This window comes from Candidatus Kuenenia sp. (assembly GCF_027493735.1).
In the GTDB taxonomy this organism is placed as follows: Bacteria; Planctomycetota; Brocadiia; order Brocadiales; family Brocadiaceae; genus Kuenenia; species Kuenenia stuttgartiensis_A.
This window is the reverse complement of the sequence record NZ_JAOSKF010000018.1, coordinates 104,886-122,385: the sequence shown is the minus strand read 5'-3', so window position 1 is coordinate 122,385 and position 17,500 is coordinate 104,886. Positions and strand designations below refer to the sequence as shown.

The 17,500-nt window shown below is 41.6% G+C and carries 17 protein-coding genes and 1 pseudogene; 13 read left to right on the top strand and 5 right to left on the bottom strand.

Features of this window, described 5'->3' with window-relative positions:
• Positions 1 to 6 precede the first annotated feature (6 nt).
• The 9 genes from M5U24_RS09000 (at position 7) to M5U24_RS08960 (ending at position 9,009) form a co-directional block, all read left to right on the top strand.
• The gene (locus M5U24_RS09000) at positions 7 to 1,029 is read left to right on the top strand and encodes a response regulator (RefSeq protein ID WP_099326039.1); all 1,023 of its coding nucleotides are present in this window, start codon (positions 7 to 9) and stop codon (positions 1,027 to 1,029) included.
• Positions 1,030 to 1,051: 22 nt separating this feature from the next.
• Entirely contained in the window at positions 1,052 to 2,836 is a 1,785-nt protein-coding gene (locus M5U24_RS08995) for a chemotaxis protein CheA (protein ID WP_099326040.1), read from the top strand.
• A 42-nt stretch (positions 2,837 to 2,878) separates the two neighbouring features.
• Entirely contained in the window at positions 2,879 to 3,391 is a 513-nt protein-coding gene (locus M5U24_RS08990; RefSeq protein WP_099326041.1) for a chemotaxis protein CheW, read from the top strand.
• A gap of 35 nt (positions 3,392 to 3,426) precedes the next feature.
• Positions 3,427 to 5,139, top strand: a complete 1,713-nt coding sequence (locus M5U24_RS08985; RefSeq protein WP_164995410.1) for a methyl-accepting chemotaxis protein — start codon at positions 3,427 to 3,429, stop codon at positions 5,137 to 5,139.
• A 106-nt stretch (positions 5,140 to 5,245) separates the two neighbouring features.
• Positions 5,246 to 5,728 carry a chemotaxis protein CheD gene (locus tag M5U24_RS08980; RefSeq protein WP_099326043.1) on the top strand — a complete coding sequence of 161 codons (483 nt, stop codon included), beginning with the start codon at positions 5,246 to 5,248 and terminating at the stop codon, positions 5,726 to 5,728.
• A gap of 104 nt (positions 5,729 to 5,832) precedes the next feature.
• Positions 5,833 to 6,396 carry a hypothetical protein gene (locus M5U24_RS08975; protein WP_157820640.1) on the top strand — a complete coding sequence of 188 codons (564 nt, stop codon included), beginning with the start codon at positions 5,833 to 5,835 and terminating at the stop codon, positions 6,394 to 6,396.
• A complete protein-coding gene (locus M5U24_RS08970) occupies positions 6,393 to 6,758 on the top strand; it encodes a response regulator (RefSeq protein WP_099326045.1) in 366 nt (121 codons plus the stop codon). Before M5U24_RS08975 ends, M5U24_RS08970 begins: the two co-directional genes overlap by 4 nt.
• A 332-nt stretch (positions 6,759 to 7,090) precedes the next feature.
• Positions 7,091 to 7,924 (top strand): CheR family methyltransferase, encoded by an 834-nt coding sequence (locus M5U24_RS08965; protein WP_099326046.1) that lies wholly within the window; start codon positions 7,091 to 7,093, stop codon positions 7,922 to 7,924.
• Between the two features lie 44 nt (positions 7,925 to 7,968).
• Complete coding sequence (locus M5U24_RS08960) at positions 7,969 to 9,009, top strand: chemotaxis response regulator protein-glutamate methylesterase (RefSeq protein ID WP_099326047.1); 1,041 nt, start codon at positions 7,969 to 7,971, stop codon at positions 9,007 to 9,009.
• Here M5U24_RS08960 and M5U24_RS08955 read toward each other — a convergent pair.
• From M5U24_RS08955 to M5U24_RS08940, 4 genes are all read right to left on the bottom strand, one after another.
• The gene (locus M5U24_RS08955; protein ID WP_099326048.1) at positions 8,995 to 10,398 is read right to left on the bottom strand and encodes a cobyrinate a,c-diamide synthase; all 1,404 of its coding nucleotides are present in this window, start codon (positions 10,396 to 10,398) and stop codon (positions 8,995 to 8,997) included. The genes M5U24_RS08960 and M5U24_RS08955 overlap by 15 nt on opposite strands.
• A gap of 155 nt (positions 10,399 to 10,553) precedes the next feature.
• A complete protein-coding gene (locus M5U24_RS08950; protein WP_157820641.1) occupies positions 10,554 to 11,612 on the bottom strand; it encodes a transporter in 1,059 nt (352 codons plus the stop codon).
• A 114-nt stretch (positions 11,613 to 11,726) separates the two neighbouring features.
• Complete coding sequence (locus tag M5U24_RS08945; protein ID WP_099326050.1) at positions 11,727 to 12,575, bottom strand: hypothetical protein; 849 nt, start codon at positions 12,573 to 12,575, stop codon at positions 11,727 to 11,729.
• A 209-nt stretch (positions 12,576 to 12,784) separates the two neighbouring features.
• A complete protein-coding gene (locus M5U24_RS08940) occupies positions 12,785 to 13,219 on the bottom strand; it encodes a hypothetical protein (protein WP_157820642.1) in 435 nt (144 codons plus the stop codon).
• A 515-nt stretch (positions 13,220 to 13,734) separates the two neighbouring features.
• Between M5U24_RS08940 and M5U24_RS08935 the strand changes: the two genes are divergently transcribed.
• The 4 genes and pseudogenes from M5U24_RS08935 (at position 13,735) to M5U24_RS18495 (ending at position 15,959) form a co-directional block, all read left to right on the top strand.
• On the top strand, positions 13,735 to 14,196 hold the full coding sequence (locus M5U24_RS08935) for a polymer-forming cytoskeletal protein (RefSeq protein WP_099326053.1): 462 nt from the start codon (positions 13,735 to 13,737) through the stop codon (positions 14,194 to 14,196).
• Between the two features lie 113 nt (positions 14,197 to 14,309).
• Positions 14,310 to 14,861 (top strand): polymer-forming cytoskeletal protein, encoded by a 552-nt coding sequence (locus tag M5U24_RS08930; protein ID WP_099326054.1) that lies wholly within the window; start codon positions 14,310 to 14,312, stop codon positions 14,859 to 14,861.
• A gap of 111 nt (positions 14,862 to 14,972) precedes the next feature.
• The gene (locus M5U24_RS08925) at positions 14,973 to 15,614 is read left to right on the top strand and encodes a cation transporter (protein WP_099326055.1); all 642 of its coding nucleotides are present in this window, start codon (positions 14,973 to 14,975) and stop codon (positions 15,612 to 15,614) included.
• Between the two features lie 120 nt (positions 15,615 to 15,734).
• Positions 15,735 to 15,959: pseudogene (locus M5U24_RS18495) on the top strand (hypothetical protein).
• Between the two features lie 14 nt (positions 15,960 to 15,973).
• Here the strand turns inward: M5U24_RS18495 and M5U24_RS08920 are convergent.
• On the bottom strand, positions 15,974 to 17,341 hold the full coding sequence (locus M5U24_RS08920) for a sigma-54 dependent transcriptional regulator (RefSeq protein ID WP_099326056.1): 1,368 nt from the start codon (positions 17,339 to 17,341) through the stop codon (positions 15,974 to 15,976).
• Positions 17,342 to 17,500 lie beyond the last annotated feature (159 nt).

Here is a 17,500-nt window from a genome sequence, read left to right as displayed (position 1 = left end):
TATCTTATGGAAAAACCTGCCGATAAATCAGAGAAAAAGGCGCCCGCGTCTCAGTTTGAGAAAACGTGGGTTAGTACATTTCCGCGCGTTTGCGAAGGATGCAGCCAATTAACAAACAAGCAATTTTTTCTCATTAACCCTGTTTTAAAAATTACCACCATAGGAACTTTTATTAAAAATGCCAATGCAAAGTTTGTGTTATCAAAAATAATTGTCGAGGATTTTTATGAGGGCGAAATATATTTACTTTTATCTTTAAAACTAGCGATAACAATTGGTAACATTCTCCTGCTTCTCGAAGATGAAGCAATAAAGGAAAATGCTAATAAGGAAAATTTCGATGCTGATTGCGCGGACGGTTTCAAAGAGTTTTCGAATCAGGTATGCGGTATTTTAGATAATGACCTACGCCTGAAATTACCCAAACCGATTCACCTGAAATTATTATCGGTAGAGCCAATAAACAAAGAAAATATGACCACCGTATTAAAAGACGACATCCTTAACGAAGAATGCCTTTTCCTCTCTACTTCTTTAAGAATAATGGGTTTTGACGATGATCAATTTATTATATGTGTCCCTAAATTGATCGGAGAAGAATTTTTCGGGGAAATCATTGAGGAAGAAAACAAAGAATATCGGGGAACAATACTTGCAGTGGACGATTCAAACACCGATTTACGAATCATCAGAAAATTACTCGGTAATGATTATAAAGTATTGGTGACAGACAATCCGGGCCATGCGCTCTCAACTCTGGGGAAAACCAATATCGATCTGGTATTAATGGACATTTACATGCCAGGAGTTGACGGAATTACCCTCTGCGAAAGAATTAAAAGAAATGCAATGGTTGAAGATGTGCCTATTATTATCTGCTCCGCCCACCCTACGCAGGAAAATGTAATACGCGCCGTAAGGGCAGGCGCTGCTGATTTTATAGTAAAACCGGTAACGAGACAAAAATTAATGGAAAAAATTAACAAACATATGCTTAATAAAAGCTTAAAAATCCCTGCAAACCGATAGTTGTTTTTTTAAGGATAAGAATATGGAAGATACCTCTTTTTTAATGGATGACCCGGAAATTGTCAAAGAATTCCTGACAGAATCGGGGGATCATCTGGAATCGGTAGAATCACAAATCCTCCAATTAGAAGAAAACCCGGACAATACGGATATTATCAACACAATATTCCGCCCTATTCACAGCACGAAAGGAAGCGCCGGCTTTTTAGGATTGAAGGATATGGGTACAGTAAGCCATGAACTAGAAACACTTCTTGACGAAGCAAGAAAGGGCAATCTGAAAATAACCCCGTTAATCATAGAAATATTGTACGAAGGCGTGGACATACTGAAAAGATTAAGGGGGCTTGTTGCAAAGAAAGTCGAGAAAATAGACGTTTCGGACGAAATTGTAGATTACGCCCCGGTTATTGTAAAAATAAAAAATGCCCTCGTAGGACAGAAAGCAACGGAAAGCGCACCTTCAAAACCGCAGCACTTAGGTGAAATACTTGTAGAAAAAGGGGAAATTACCGAAGATGACCTTGACAAGGCATTAGAGGAACAGGAAAAACTACAGCAAAAAAAAATAGGAGAAATCATTGTTGAAAAGGGCATCGTCACAAAAGAAACTATAGACAGCGCCCTCAAAACCTTGCCGGCAACAGCGCCAGTCTCAGAAACGGTCAAGGTCGATATACAAAAAATAGACAGCCTTGTAAACCTTGTGGGCGAACTGGTAATCGCCAACGCCCTCATAAAAGACCTTCTGGAAAACACGAACAGCACATCAAATAAAAATATTTCACACCTGGGAAAGATAGTAAAAGACATACAAGATCAGGTAATGTCAATACGAATGGTTCCCATTAAATCAACCTTCCAGAAAATGTCGCGGCTCGTCCGTGATGTTTCCAAAAAAGCCGGCAAAAAGGTAAAGCTGGAAGTTTCCGGAGAAGAGACTGAACTAGACAAATCGGTAATTGAATCAATTGGAGACCCGCTGGTACATATTCTTAGAAATTCGGTAGATCATGGAATCGAACCGGAAGAAGAACGGATTGCCGCGGGAAAGCCTGCCTTGGGACATGTGTATCTTGATGCCTTTCACAAAGGGGGGAACATTTTTATTGAAATAAGAGACGACGGCAGGGGTTTACGAAAAGATAAATTACTGAAAAAAGCCATTGAAAAAGGAATAATGAGTGAAAACGCCACTCTTACTGAACAACAAATCTTCGGTTTGATTTTTGCCGCAGGATTTTCCACTGCTGAGAAGATAACCGATATATCAGGACGCGGCGTAGGGATGGATGTGGTTAAGAAAAATATTGAACGCCTGCGCGGCAAGGTCGAAATCTCTTCAGAAGAAGGCAAAGGCACGAAAATCTCTATCAAACTTCCCCTGACAATGGCAATCATTGACGGAATGATCGTCCAGGTAGGGAATCAGAAATATATCGTTCCAATGCTTTCTATAGAAGAATCCATACGCCCGAAAAAAGATGATATCTCAACGATACAACAGCGCGGTGAAGTAATAAATGTGCGGGGCAATATTTTGCCAATGGTACGGCTGCACCAGTGGTATAATGTAGAGCCTAAAAAATACGCCCCATGGGAGGCCATTATTCTCATTGTTGAAAGTGAAGGGCAACGATGTGGGATTCTTGTCGATGATTTAATAGGGCAACAACAAATTGTCATCAAACGCCTTGGAGAACAATTCCGCAATGTCAAAGGGGTTTCCGGCAGTGCCATACTTGGGGACGGAAGGGTAGGGCTTATATTGGATGTCGGCGGCATTATGAATCTTGCTCTTAACTAATATACAAAAACCAAACGTTTTACTTTTTATAGGAGGAGAATTATGGAAGGTGTTCTTAGTCAGCAAAAACCTGCCGAAATTTCCAGTCTGGCTTCTCATGAAGGAAAATATTTAACTTTTGTTCTGGGCGATGAAGAATATGGTATCGAGATTTTAAAAGTAAGGGAAATCATTGGCGTCATGGCAATAACGCCTGTGCCTCAATCGCCAAATTATATTAAGGGCGTAATTAATTTAAGGGGAAAGGTAATTCCCGTAGTTGATTTAAGGTTAAAGTTCGGGTTTCCGGAAAAGGAACACACGAAAGAAACCTGCATTGTTGTGGTGGAAGTAAACAATACCCTTACGGGCGTCATTGTAGACACAGTATCGGAAGTCATTGATATTGCCACAGAAGACATGGAACCTTCTCCGCACTTTGGGCAGGACATAGATACCGATGTTTTTTTAGGCATTGCACAGATAAAAAATAAGGTCAAAATACTACTCGATATTGACAAGATATTACGCCAGGAAGAAGTCTGCATGGCGAGCAATTTTACAGAAATATGTTAAACATAATAAAAATTTTTCAAAAGAAAGGGATTATAATGTTCGGCAAAATGACGATAATGACAAGGCTCATCGTGACAATAGTTATCTCAATCGCGATAGGATCCGGTATTTTATCGGTGATTGTCATGAAGAGGGAAAAGGCGCAAATGCTGGAGGAAGTAAAAAAGGAGGCGCGTATGGCGGCGAATCAGCTTATGTCTGTCCGGCAGGTGATTGCGACAAAACAGCAGGCCATAAACAATGATTCCAAAGGCAACTTCGAATTCAAAGGGGTAATCCCCGCAGTGGTTGGTCGTGAAGTGGCAGAGCACTTCAGCCAGACTACCATATACAAAATGAAGCAAACAAGCCTGCAATACAGAAATCCATCGAATAAACCCGATGCGTGGGAAACCAGACAGTTAGAACGCTTTGCCGCAAATCCTGATTTAAAAGAGATTTCAGAAATAACCATCGAAGACTGGAACCTGGGAGCGGCGTCGCAAATATTCCGCCTTATGGTACCACTAAAAATTACAGAAGCCTGCCTTGTATGTCATGGATATCCGGAGACAAGCCCTACGGGAGATGGCAAAGACATATCGGGAAGGCAAATGGAAGGGTACAAACTTGGAGAAATCAGGGGCGGAATAAGCGTGGTGGCGCCTATGGACAGTATAAATGCGGCAATTGCGGCAAACAGAAATTTCAGCATTCTGGGAAACGGGATTTTTGTCCTTCTTATTAGTGGTGTGGTATTCTTCGTTACCAAGGGGGTTGTATCTTTATTGAAAAGGACGGTTAATCACCTGAATGCGGGAGCGGAAGAAGTGGCTGCGGCGTCATCGCAAATATCTTCTTCAAGCCAGTCGCTTGCCGATGGGGCATCGCAGCAGGCAGCTTCCGTGGAGGAGACTTCCGCTTCAATAGAAGAAATGTCTTCGATGACGGCAAAGAATGCAGATAATGCAGAAGAGGCAAGCCATTTGACGGTCAAGGCAAAATCTTCGGCGGAGGAAGGCCACGAGACGATGAAATCATTGCAGACAATTATGCGTGAATTGCATGGAGGAAATAATCAAATTCTTGCAATTATCAAGTCGATTGACGAAATAGCGTTCCAGACAAACCTTTTAGCGCTGAATGCCGCAGTAGAGGCCGCAAGGGCCGGTGAACACGGGAAGGGATTTGCCGTGGTTGCGGACGAGGTTCGCAATTTAGCCCAAAGGTGCGCAACGGCGTCAAAAGAAACGGCAGACCTGATCAATGCGCGTGTACAGAGCAATGACAACGCCTTAAAGATTACCGAGGTGTTTGCAGAAAAGCTGAAGGAAATAGCAACGGATACGAAGAAGGTTGCAGATTTGATGGGAGAGATCTCAGCGGCTTCAAGGGAACAATCGGAAGGGGTAGGCCAGATAGGAAAAGCTATGACGTCCATAGATAACGTTACCCAACAAAATGCAGCCAATGCAGAACAAATGGCATCCGCCAGCGAAGAACTATCTTCCCAGTCGGTGAATTTAAGAGAAGTCGTGCTCGAACTCGCAGCACAGGTCGGCGGGATACGGGAGGAGGCTATGGAACCGGAGGTTAAGAAAAAAACATCCTTGAAAAAAGAAATCACTTATCACAGAAGACCTGCCCTAGAGGCTTACAAGGCTGGAGGGAGCAAAGGCCGCAAACATGTTCGCAAAAATGATGAGGGGGAATCAGGGAAAAAACCTGAAGATATAATACCTATGGATGGTGAGTTCAGTGATTTCTGATTGTGCAGTAAAATGGATATAATCTTCATATTTCGGAAAGGAAAATTTTTTATTGTATGCTTCGCGCAGAGACGTTATATAAACCCGTTGGAAATTTTCGTATAACATGAACGACGCCCCTAATATCTACACCGTTGGCGTTGGAGATGCAAAAATAGCACGGGCTCCTAACCAATTAAAGACATTGCTCGGTTCATGCATCGGAATAGCATTGTACGACCCCATAGTAAAAGTAGGGGGCATCCTTCATATCATGCTGCCCAAAAAAATAGGGAATGATCAAAAATTAACGAAATATGCTGACCCGGGATTGCCTTTTTTTATCGGACAAATCATCAAAAACGGCGGAGCGTCAAAAAACACCCTCCTTGCAAAAATATTTGGCGGCGCAAAGATGTTCGAAACCGCCGGGAAGCTCATTAATATTGGCGAAAAAAATGAACATGAAGTGCGCAGGATATTAAAAGAAGAAGGTATCAAAATTGTAGCGGCAAAAACGGGTGGAACAAAGGGATACAATATAGCGCTTGATACAACCACCGGCAATGTGGAATGCCGCATATTCGGAGAAGCTGTCTGTATTTATTAAGTATATTAATTTTATTATTTTATTTGCGAAAAGATAGCATTTATCAAAAACAAAGGTAAAAAATGGTTATTTCACCGGAACGCTTACGGATGTTGGAGGTAATAATGAAGCTTTCTATCGACAATGCTTCAAGGGCCCTTTCCAAGACATTAAGGACCGGTGCAAAAATCACTCTCTCTAAAATCTACATGGCAGATTTTAACGAAGCCACTGAGAAAATGAATACTGACACGAGGGAAATGACCGGCATTATTGTCAATTTTAAAGGCAACTTCGGCTGTAAAATGCTGTTTATGCTGCCTCTTGAAGGTTCTACAATACTGACGGACTATTATCTCCGTCTACCGGTGGGTACAACAAAAGAGTTTAACACTGATACCGAAAGCGTCTCTCAGGAATTGGGGAATATTCTTGCAAGCCATATCAGCAACACGCTGGTTTCAGACTTCGACGCTACATTATTGCCGGAACCGCCGCAAGTGCATAACGATTATGCGGGAATAATATTTTCAAGTCTTTTGTTGGAACAAGGGATCTATAGCGATCAATTGCTACTTGTTGAAACAATTTTTGAAATCTGTAAAACAGAAATTATTTGCTATCTTTTCCTCCTGCCTGAATTGGCATCTTTGGGAAAGCTATTAGATGCAATAGGAGAACGTAAATGAAACGAATACTTGTTGTGGATGACGCGAAGGTTGTAAGAATGGTTATCAAACAAATATTGACGCGTAACGACTTTCTGGTGGTCGGAGAGGCGGAAAACGGCAGGGAAGCCCTTGAAAAATATAAGGAATTAAAACCTGATGCGGTAACCATGGATATCGTAATGCCGGAAGTAGATGGGATCCAGGGGCTGAAGGACATACTCGCTTATGATAAAAATGCAAAGGTAGTTATGATTTCGGCAATTGACCAGCGGGACGCATTACAGGCGGCGCTTCTTAACGGAGCATGTGATTTTGTGGTAAAACCATTTGAAGACGACCGCATGGTATCGTCCTTAAATTCTATACTTGCCAAAGAATAAATAAGAGAATCATCTCCCTCCCCAATAATAACAATGTATCATTGAGGCTGATAAACAAATAAAAATCCATCTACCACAACCGCTTCCCTTTATAAAGGCTTCCGCAACAGATATTCACTATGGCATAAATGCCATTGTTTTTATTATAATGGACAGTTTTGTGGTATAAATTCAATATATTTTTTTGTTATTCACATCGCAATCCTTTAACAAAGATACTTCCGTAAAAACCCGCTATCGTATACAGAAAAGCTGATATTTCATGGCGCATGGCAGCGGCCTGTGTTTCAGATTTAGCTGAACATCCCCATTAACTTTTAAAAAAAAATTGTATGGAAATAGACCTTACTGACCAGGAATTTGCCCTATTTCAGAAATTAATTTATGACGAAAGCGGCATCAACCTTTCCCCGGCGAAAAAAGAATTGTTAAAATCCCGCCTGGCAAAGCGTTTACGCACTCTTTCCCTGAAATCCTTCCGGGAATACCATACCTATGTTACGGAAAGGGATGTTACCGGGAAAGAAATGATTCACATGATTGATTGCATTTCAACTAATCTTACTGAATTTTTCAGGGAAATTGCGCATTTTAATTTTTTATCAGAAAAACTCCTTCCGGCATTGCTAAAAAAAAAGAAGAAAATGAAAGAAAAAAAATTAAGAGTGTGGAGCGCAGGATGTTCAACCGGGGAGGAACCTTACAGTCTTTCTATGGTTTTTAATGAACGTATCGAACAAATAGACAAATGGGACGTAAAAATATTGGCGACAGACCTTTCTACCAGGGTATTGGAAAAGGCAAAAAAGGGATTGTATCATAAAGACCGCTTAAAAAGCATAAACGCCCAGTGGTTACAGACATATTTTAAAAAAGGCAGCGATAACTTTGAAGACTACTATCAGGTGAAGGACGTATTGAAAAATATTATTGTGTTTAGAAGGTTTAACTTAATGGAACAAACCTTTCCCTTTAAGGGACAGTTTGATTTTATATTTTGCAGAAACGTTATGATTTATTTTAACAAGCAAACACAAACCGAACTTATTTCAAAGTATTACAAACACCTTGCACCTGAAGGCCATCTTTTCATCGGCCATTCCGAAAGCCTGGCAGGCACAAACAGCAAATTCAACTATGTTATTCCAACGGTATATCAGAAATAATATTGGTGTATTTATGAAAAACACCTTTTTAAGGAGGTTTTCTTTTGAACGGTAAAATAAAGGTTTTGATTGTAGATGATTCCGCTGTCGTGAGAAAAATTCTCTCTTCCGGCCTGAGTAAATACCCTGACATTGAAGTTGTAGGTACAGCGCCTGACCCGTTTGTCGCCAGAGATAAGATAGTAACGCTAAAACCTGATGTTGTGACTTTAGATGTAGAAATGCCGCGGATGGACGGGATATCTTTTTTGCAGAGATTGATGGCGTATTATCCTTTGCCGGTAATTATGGTAAGTTCTTTGACACAATCAGGCTGTGAAACCACATTAAAAGCATTAGAGGTTGGGGCGGTGGATTTTGTGGCGAAACCCACACTGGATGTTTCAAACTCTCTTAACGACGTCATAGATGAATTGGCGGAAAAGATAAGGACATCCGTAAGGGTCAAAATTAAAAAAAAGGTGTTAAAAACAACTGATACAAAACGCCCACAAACAAGCCAGGCACTAATTAAAACCACGCATAAAATTGTTGCTATCGGCGCTTCCACTGGAGGCACAGAAGCATTGAAAGAAGTGTTGACACAAATGCCTCCTAATGCACCCGGCATAGTAATCGTGCAGCATATGCCGGCTTTATTTACAAAAGCATTTGCCGACCGACTGAATACCCTATGTGCTATACGTGTAAGCGAGGCGAAGGATGGAGAAAGTGTTGTTCCTGGAACTGCGCTGATCGCGCCGGGTGGTTACCATATGGCGCTAAACAGGAGTGGCGCGAGGTATTACGTTACCATAAACCAGGATCCCCCCGTTCGCAGACACAGGCCATCCGTGGAAGTATTATTCGAATCTGTTGCAAAATATGCCGGAGCCAATGCAATCGGCGTCATTATGACGGGCATGGGCGATGACGGTGCAAGTGGTCTCTTGAAAATGAAGGAGGCAGGGGCGAATACTATCGCTCAGGATGAAGAGAGTTGCGTTGTATTTGGCATGCCGAAAGAGGCGATTAAACTGGGAGCGGCGGAAAAAATAGTATCTCTCGAAAAAATTCCTTCCGCCATCTTATCATTTCTGAATTGACGCGATTCTGACCGATTCGAGAAAACGCCTTAACAATCTGATATCTGATGCAAAATGGATGTGTACATAGGAACAAAGCGCACGCGATGTAAAGAAGCCTTCCTGTTTTGGTTTATCATGTCCTTCTTTCACAATTTCATAGGCAGAAGGCGTATGCCCGGGTATCTGGTGCAGTGATGACCAGTGAAATTCGTGCGCTCTGAATACCTCGTCTTTTCTACATAACAGGGTATCGTGGATACCCTTCACGGTAATATACCCCAGGCCCTGCCTCTTTTGCTCCATTTTCGTGCCACCCTTAAAGAGTCCACACATTTCATATGACTTGTTATTAAACGCTGTTAAATGCTCAAGCAAATACATCATTCCCCCGCATTCACCATAGAATACTACCCCGTTCTTATATGCCTTTCTTATCGATTCCTTCATAGTGGTATTTGACGAAAGCAATGGAGCATGCAATTCCGGAAAACCGCCTCCTATATAAATGGCAGAAACATCCGCCGGCACATATTTATCATACATAGGGCTGAAATAGGCAAGTTCAACACCATATGCCTCCAGCAAATCAAGATTATCATGGTAATAAAAATTAAACGCCTCATCCATTGCGACCGCAATTCTTAAATTATATCGTTCCGAAATGCCGCTAAATATCTTCTTTTGAAAAGAAGGAAGCTTGTCCGCCGAGAAACCAATGTCAATTATTCTTTCTATATCAACCGTCTTTGATAATATGTCTCCTATTTTCTGATACACGGCTTTGGAAAACTCCTGTTCTATGGAAGGTACAAGTCCCAGGTGGCGCTCCGGCAGTCCTATTTCATCATTCTTCGGCAGATATCCGAGCACAGGAATGCCGCTGTTCTCTTCAATTGATTTTTTAACAGCATTGTAATGCCGCTCGCTTCCCACCCTGTTCAAAATTATTCCATGGATAGCTAATTCCTCATCAAACTTTTTGAAACCCAGAGCCACCGCCCCCGCACTCCCTGACATACCCTTTGCATCCATCACCAGTATTACCGGTGCTTTTAATACCTTTGAAAGACCGGCGGAACTTCCGGATTCCGTTCCATTTAATGAGCCGTCAAACAGCCCCATTACCCCTTCTATGAGGGCAATATCCGCATTGTCCATCGCATGGTCAAACAATTCTAGGCATACATCCCTGCTCATGAGCCATGTGTCCAGATTACGGGACAATCTGCCGGTAATGGCCGTATGATGCGAAGGGTCAATATAATCAGGCCCCGTTTTAAAGCCCTGTACGGAGTATCCCTTTTCTTTTAATGCCGACATTAAACCAAGGGTAACGGTTGTTTTGCCAGCACCGCTATGCGTGCCTGCTACCAATATTCTCGGATAAGCTGATGATGATTTTTCCATAGTTCAACGTTTGGTACTTTATCAGTAATTTCTTTGCACTTTTTGGCAAAATATTCGTAACTATTCAGCATGAATGATACACACTGAATAGTTACGAAATGGCTCTATTATACAGACTTCGTCAGGAATCCCTAATAAAAACAACTATTCCATGTTTAAAAATTCCACACAACCGAAGCCATTATCCGCCAATCCACTACCTGCTGAATGCCTCTTACATGCTGATATAGCGGATACTGAAATTTCAAGTCGGTGCTGCATCCCGTCTTAGGGATTTTTACATTAACAAGGGGTGTAACGTAAAATGCTGTGATACCCGTGTTGTCAGGATTGTCAAGCAGAGACGTTTCAGGTCTTGAGAAATTATTATCATGGTCATTGTTACTGCCTGTGTGAAGTCCGTTTAATTCAAGCCCGGGGCTGATATATTTATTCACAGGATATCTTGCAGAAATATCTAATGAAATCTGATCGCCAAACTCGTAACCTTCGTCTCCTGCCGTTGTAAGCTGGTAGAGCAGATTCCCTTGCAAAACAAAGGGGGAAAATTCACGCATATAATTAACAAGGAAAAGAGGATCCCATGAGCCTGTTCCCAATTGCATCATAGCATGCACACGATTGCCGGAATCGGTATTTTCGTCATTTTTACCGGTAGGAGTTTTTAGTCCAAACCCGACCATAAGCCTCTCTGCAGGGCGATCAATCTCATTTTCACGCAGGGAGTATAATCCCATAATGGATATATCACCAAGCCCTTCAACAGTTTCCATCTCCATTTTCATATCCATGTCCATAAAATGTTCCCCGTCCATTTGATGCCGCATCCGCATTTTCATGTCCATATCATTGATAAGATAGGGAACGGAAACAAGAAACTGTAATCGGTCTGTGGCTGCATATGAACCGGTAATCGTGTATTTCTGCATAATCATTCTCGTAGGTATTGTAAAACTTTTTGACCCTTCAGGCATATCAGGCCACTCAGAAGCAACCTTATCCAATAATGTGTTGCTGCCGATACGACTGTCACCGTCCCTTATTGTCTCCATTTTCGTATAGACATACTGAAGTGACAACCCAAATTTATCTCCAAAAGTTACTTCCGAAATTGTTGAGCCTGAAAGGCTGCATGCAAGGCCGCATTCGCCTAAAGCAAATACCGCCCTGTTGACAAATAATAAAAACAAAGCCATCGTTATTAGAATTCTCATACAACAGACCCTTTCCTGAGAATAGAAAAACAAGATAAAGACAGTGGAGGGACAGGTTTTAAGTCTGTCCCTCCACCAGAACCATAACATTAAAAAATTATGTAAAAAGCATCATTAATGATTATGTCCGCTATGGTCTTCATGCTCTCCATCGTCTTTATCTTTTTTACCACCTTTTCCATTCTTCCCTTCTGCAGGCCAATATCCGTCTACCGGCAGGTATTCATCAATTGCCTCATCTGAAGGATACACACTGATCTCAAATCCTCCATCGCACCCCTCAGGAAGGGGATTGTTTTCAAGGTCTCTTACTACCTTAAGGTACGGCCAAAAGCCAACGGAAACGACGTCTTCGTCATCAAACTTTTTCGTTAAACGGCCAATCCAGATATCGGCACGGTCGGTATCGTCTGTGGATTTGGTACAATAATTGGCAATGGCAATGTATACGGTAAGCGCTGTTGCGCAGGAATCCGGTTTGAATGTAGGAAAGGTTGCGCTCCATGGAATAACCCCCAGATAACCATCCTTCAGATTCCCATTTGTAAATACAAAAGCCCTGACGTCTTCTGTTTTTTCAGTACCATGCGAGGTAAATGCCGGGACAGATCCCTCCAGTGTTTTTATTTTTTTAAAAAGACTGTTTACCGCAGGTTTCGCGCCCATGACAGGATTGCCTTCTATATGATCGTGAAGATTAACCGACTCTTCTGTATCAGATCGCTCGGCAATAGAATCCGCACCATTGGGGAAAACAACACTTTGCGCCCGTATGGATTGTCCGTCGCACCCGTGAGTTATACTAAAATAATTAAGGCTGGTCGTTCCTTCAAGTTCATCACGGGAATTGTAACTATCCGGGGTATTTTTCGACATGACCGTTGTATGGGCAATAGCATTCCCCGAAATAATCATTGCCCCTAAAAATGAGATAATGGGAATATATCTTTTAGGTTGTAACATATGTTATTTTCTCCTGTTTTTAAAATGAGTATAATTCGAATGCATCAGGCTTTCATGCCTGATACTGACAAAATATAAGGCAGAAAACAGGCCGTCGCAGCCAAAAACATATGATGGGGTGCTCTGGTGTGCAAACACTATCTCTGTTCATCTGCCGCATCTTATTTTATCGAAGGGTATATTGTTTTGTGTTGTAACAAAAGGTGGATTTATGAGAGGTAACGCGGTGGCTTTTCAGGAGGCGAAACTACAGGTTCGCATGGTTGAATGAATGGGTCATTGCAGAGAAAACATAAAAATGCCAATCGGTAGTCTGTTGCAGGGTCTTCCAGTATGTATTTAAGATTGCCCTTTATAAAAGCCAGTGTATCGCTTCCCGATTTACATTGTATACTGCTTATGAAAGAATGAAATCCGTTTTTCTGTTGCTTTGCATCATTTTGTGACACTAAACGGTCTCCGGCAGGAAAACAACAGCAATTTGTCCTGCAATCCGCTTCGGATTTGCAGCCACATTCATGATCCATACACGAAAATGCAACCTGCTTTTTCGGAGGGTTAATAACAATGCCGGCGCTGCATAACGCCAAAAACACCATAATCAGTATCTGAAAACAGGCGATACTATTTCTGATTCTGTTCATTCTCATAATTGATAGAATTGAGTTTTATCCTTTACAGAAAAGGCACATTTTATTCCCGGAAGACAACATTTACAAGCATATTATCTTGCGGTAAATCAGTCGCCGTTGACGGAAGATTTTTCCTGCATGGGTGTTTTTCAAAAAACCGAAACCGTTTACAGGTTTTCAAACGGGGATTGTCGCATAAAAAATGGTGCAATATTTCCTTTGATATAATACGGGTAACGAATAAAATAGAGCCTGTTAATAAATGGTGAAATCCGAAACACTAAATCCGAAGCAAATTCTAATGACAAAATGATTTGAAATTCTAAACAAGTGCACCTTTAGTATCTCGCGTCTCGTGCTTCATATTGTTGCCTGCCTGTGCGTGATTGCACGCAGACAGGTATGTTTTGGATTTGTTTTGAATTTTATGCTTTGTTATTCGGATTTGTTTCGTACTTCGTATTTCGTATTTTTTATTTCCTGTTTGTTTGGTTCTGGCTATGCCAGTTTAGGAAAGGCAGTATGATATGGCAGGTTTATTCCGAAGGGGAACGATGGTTTCCGATGAAAGAGAAAAAAATAGTAAATCAAAAAAGGAGGTTGGGATGGGAGAGGGAAATATAACGTATTTGACGCCGGATGCGGAGTTCAGGGGTACTATTAAGTTTACCAGAACGCTAAAAATTGACGGAAAATTTGACGGAGAGATGTTAACAGACGAAGGAGAGGTTATTGTCGGAAGCACCGGCGTTGTCAAGGCGAATGTTAAGGTGAAGAATGCCATTGTCGAGGGGCAAGTGGACGGAAATATTATCGCTTCTGAAAGGGTTGAACTTAGGAAAAACGCAAAATTAATGGGGGATTTGCAGGCGAAAACGCTTGTAATTGACGAAGGCGTTATATTTGTCGGCAAATGCAGCGTACATCCTGAAGGATTTACGGAGAGGCCTAAAATGAACGAAAACAAGACGGCAGGTAAAGCCCTGTAGGCTGGAGGTACGAAGTACGATTTAAAATCTAAAATCGTACTTCGTAAATCTAAAAGTAACGAGGTTTTTACAGAGCATGCGATATCCCCCTTATTTGTGGTATTTTTAATCTGATGAAGTTTAAAAACAATGAAGTGCCTGATGTTATCGAAATAACATGCCCCTATTGCAAGGGCTGTCTTACCGTATCGGTTTATTGCGAGTCGATACTATGCAGCCATTGTAGCCGGCATGTCAATGTGAAAGAAATCCTTTCCCCTTCCCAAAAAGCAAAAAGCACAACTGTTGGGAAAAGAGAGGTTTTTTGTTTTAAGTGCGGGAAGGGAATTTATGCAGATAAAAACGCGCAGGCGGTATCATGTATTTATTGTTATAACCGAAATGAACTGAGCGATTACAAGGTAAAATCGATTTTAGGAAGAAATCTTCAGACTCACGGTACGTTGTATTTAAAGAAAAAAGGAACGATAGAGATATCAAATATTTTGGTTGGGAATGCCTTTATCGATGGCAAAATAAACGGCGACCTCACCGCAATGGGCGCGGTGGAAATTTTAAAACATGGAGAAGTTCATGGCACAATAACCTGCCGTAAATTAATAGTAAAAAAAGGCGGTATTTTTGAAGGAAGTGTACGAATGTTGCAAGGCGAGGCAAGGCCTTAACCAATCGGCAATCGGTAGTCCTCAATCTGCAAATTGCCGACTACCGACTAACGACTGCTATCGGGCAAGTTTCGTATTGTACTGCTGCTGGAATTTGAAGAGGGAGGCGTTGTGGAAAAAGAAGTTGCCGTACTCTATAAATGGGCGTCTGTACTTGCCCTTATTACTATATTTTATAATATTGCGGAAGGCGGCGTTTCTGTTGGTTTTGGGCTCGGAGATGAGACTGTTTCACTTTTTGGTTTTGGATTAGATTCATTTGTGGAAGTGATTTCAGGCGTAGGCATCTGGCATATGGTGAGGAGGCAGCGGAAGAACCCTGCTGCGGTACCTGATATATTTGAACGACAAGCGCTCCGGATAACGGGTTTTGCCTTTTATTTGCTTACGTTTGGGCTTGCAGGTACTGCCATAGTAAATATTTTTACCCATCATCATCCGGAAACTACGTTTTGGGGTATTATTATCGCAGCAGTCTCTATTGTCACCATGTGGATATTGATTCATTATAAGGTGAAAATTGGCAAGGCGCTTCGCTCTCCGGCGATATTAGCCGATGCAAATTGTACAAAAACGTGTGTATATCTTTCCTTTGCGCTCCTTTTTGCGAGCATCGGTTATGAACTTACCGGTATAGGCTGGTTTGACTCAATTGGTGCGGTAGTGATCGCAGGTTTTTCCTGGAAGGAGGGTCGGGAATCATTTTTGAAGGCAAAGGGTATCGGATGTAAGTGCCAGACAAATTGCCCCTGAACATTTATACTCAGACGGTTCACCATTTGTGGTATAGCTAAAAGCACCTATTTTTAGAGTAATTTCAGAACTCCTGAATTTAGAGTTTGAGAGCATTATTATTTTGTTGAGGCGATTGTTATGCGGACAGAATATATTCACAAAGCAATGGATATGGCGAAGTACGGGATAATTGAAGATAACCATACATACTGGGGAGAGATGCCATGTTTTAAGGGGGTATGAGGCAGGGCAAAGACGCTTGAAGAATGCCGTGAGGAATTGCGGGAAACCCTCGAAGAATGGATTGTATTCAGGTTAAAAAATCAACTTGAACTGCCTGAAATTGGTCGCAAAATTGATTAATAATATGGATAAGGTTATTTCAAGCGGACCAATTTGTTGCGGAGCGTGGTTCTTGGAATACCGAGTATTTCTGCCATCTTCACCTGATTACCGTTTGTTTTCTGGTGCGCCCATTCGATAAGTCTTTTTTCTACCTCGGTAAGAACATCGTGTAATTGAATTGTTTGAGTGTTTGATAAATCCATAGAAATGAGTTTTTTGTGGATTTCTACTCTTTTTAAATAATCAGGCAGTGTATCGATAGTAATGCCATGAGAATGGGAAAACGCAACGGCATGTTCTATTACATTTTCAAGTTCTCTTACATTTCCGGGCCAGTTATATTCCATAAGAACATTTAAGGTTTCCCTGGAGACTCCCGGCAAGGCGTCTTCATGCCTTGATACAAATTTTTTAAGAAAATAATTGATTAAACGAGGGATATCGTCCTTCCTTTCACGAAGGGGGGGAATGGTAATCGGCACCACGTTTAACCGGTAAAACAAATCTTCCCGGAACTCTCCCTTTTTTGCCAGTAGCAGAAGATCTTTTTTGGTGGCGCAAATGATCCTTACGTTAATGGAAAGGGTTTTTTCGCCGCCTACTCTTTCAAATGTCCTTTCCTGGATTACCCGCAACAATTTTACCTGCATATCCAAAGGGATGTCATCCACATCGTCGAGGAAAATAGAGCCTCCGTTTGCAAGCTCAAATCTGCCGCGTCTTGTCTTTATCGCACCGGTAAAGGAGCCTTTTTCATGTCCGAAAAGTTCGCTTTCCAGTATTTCTCTGTTTAGGGCGGCGCAGCTTACCCGGATAAAGGGACCCATTTTCCTGCCGCTATGATAATGCACTGCCCCCGCAATTTTTTCTTTGCCGGTACCGCTCTCTCCCTGTATGAGAATGGTGGAATCTCTGTCAGATATTTCTTTTACCGTTTCAATAAGTTTTTTCATTGCGTGACTGCTTCCAACGATATTATGAAACTCAAATTCAGATTGTATTTCTCTTCTCAGGCGGGTCACTTCAGCGGTTGTGTTTTTGTGTTGAAGCGCCCTTTGTAACTTAATGATCAATTCGTCAGTGGAAAAGGGTTTTGCAATATAGTCATACGCCCCTTCCTTTGTTGCGGCGACAGCGCTTTCGAGGGTTCCATACGCAGTCATAATTACGACTATAATGTCCGGATTATAATTTTTAATTTCTTTTAACAGCTCCATGCCATTCATGTTTGGCAATCGTAAGTCCGTCACCACTATGTCAAATTCTTCCGACCTTATCAAACTCATCCCTTCATTTGCGTTGTCAACAGAACTTACATCATACCCTTCTTTTTTTAACTGACTCTCCAGTGAAATCCTCATTAGTTTTTCATCATCGACAATTAAAATCTTGTTGCTCATGTGAAACTCCTAAACTGGCATTGCCAGAACAAAATAAGCACGAAATACGAAATACGAAAGGCGGAACCAAAGATTACACAGATTGTACAGATTAAAAAAATTAAACATTCGGATTTTACCATTTAATATTTAAACCGCCGGTTCTCAAGCTGGAGCTTG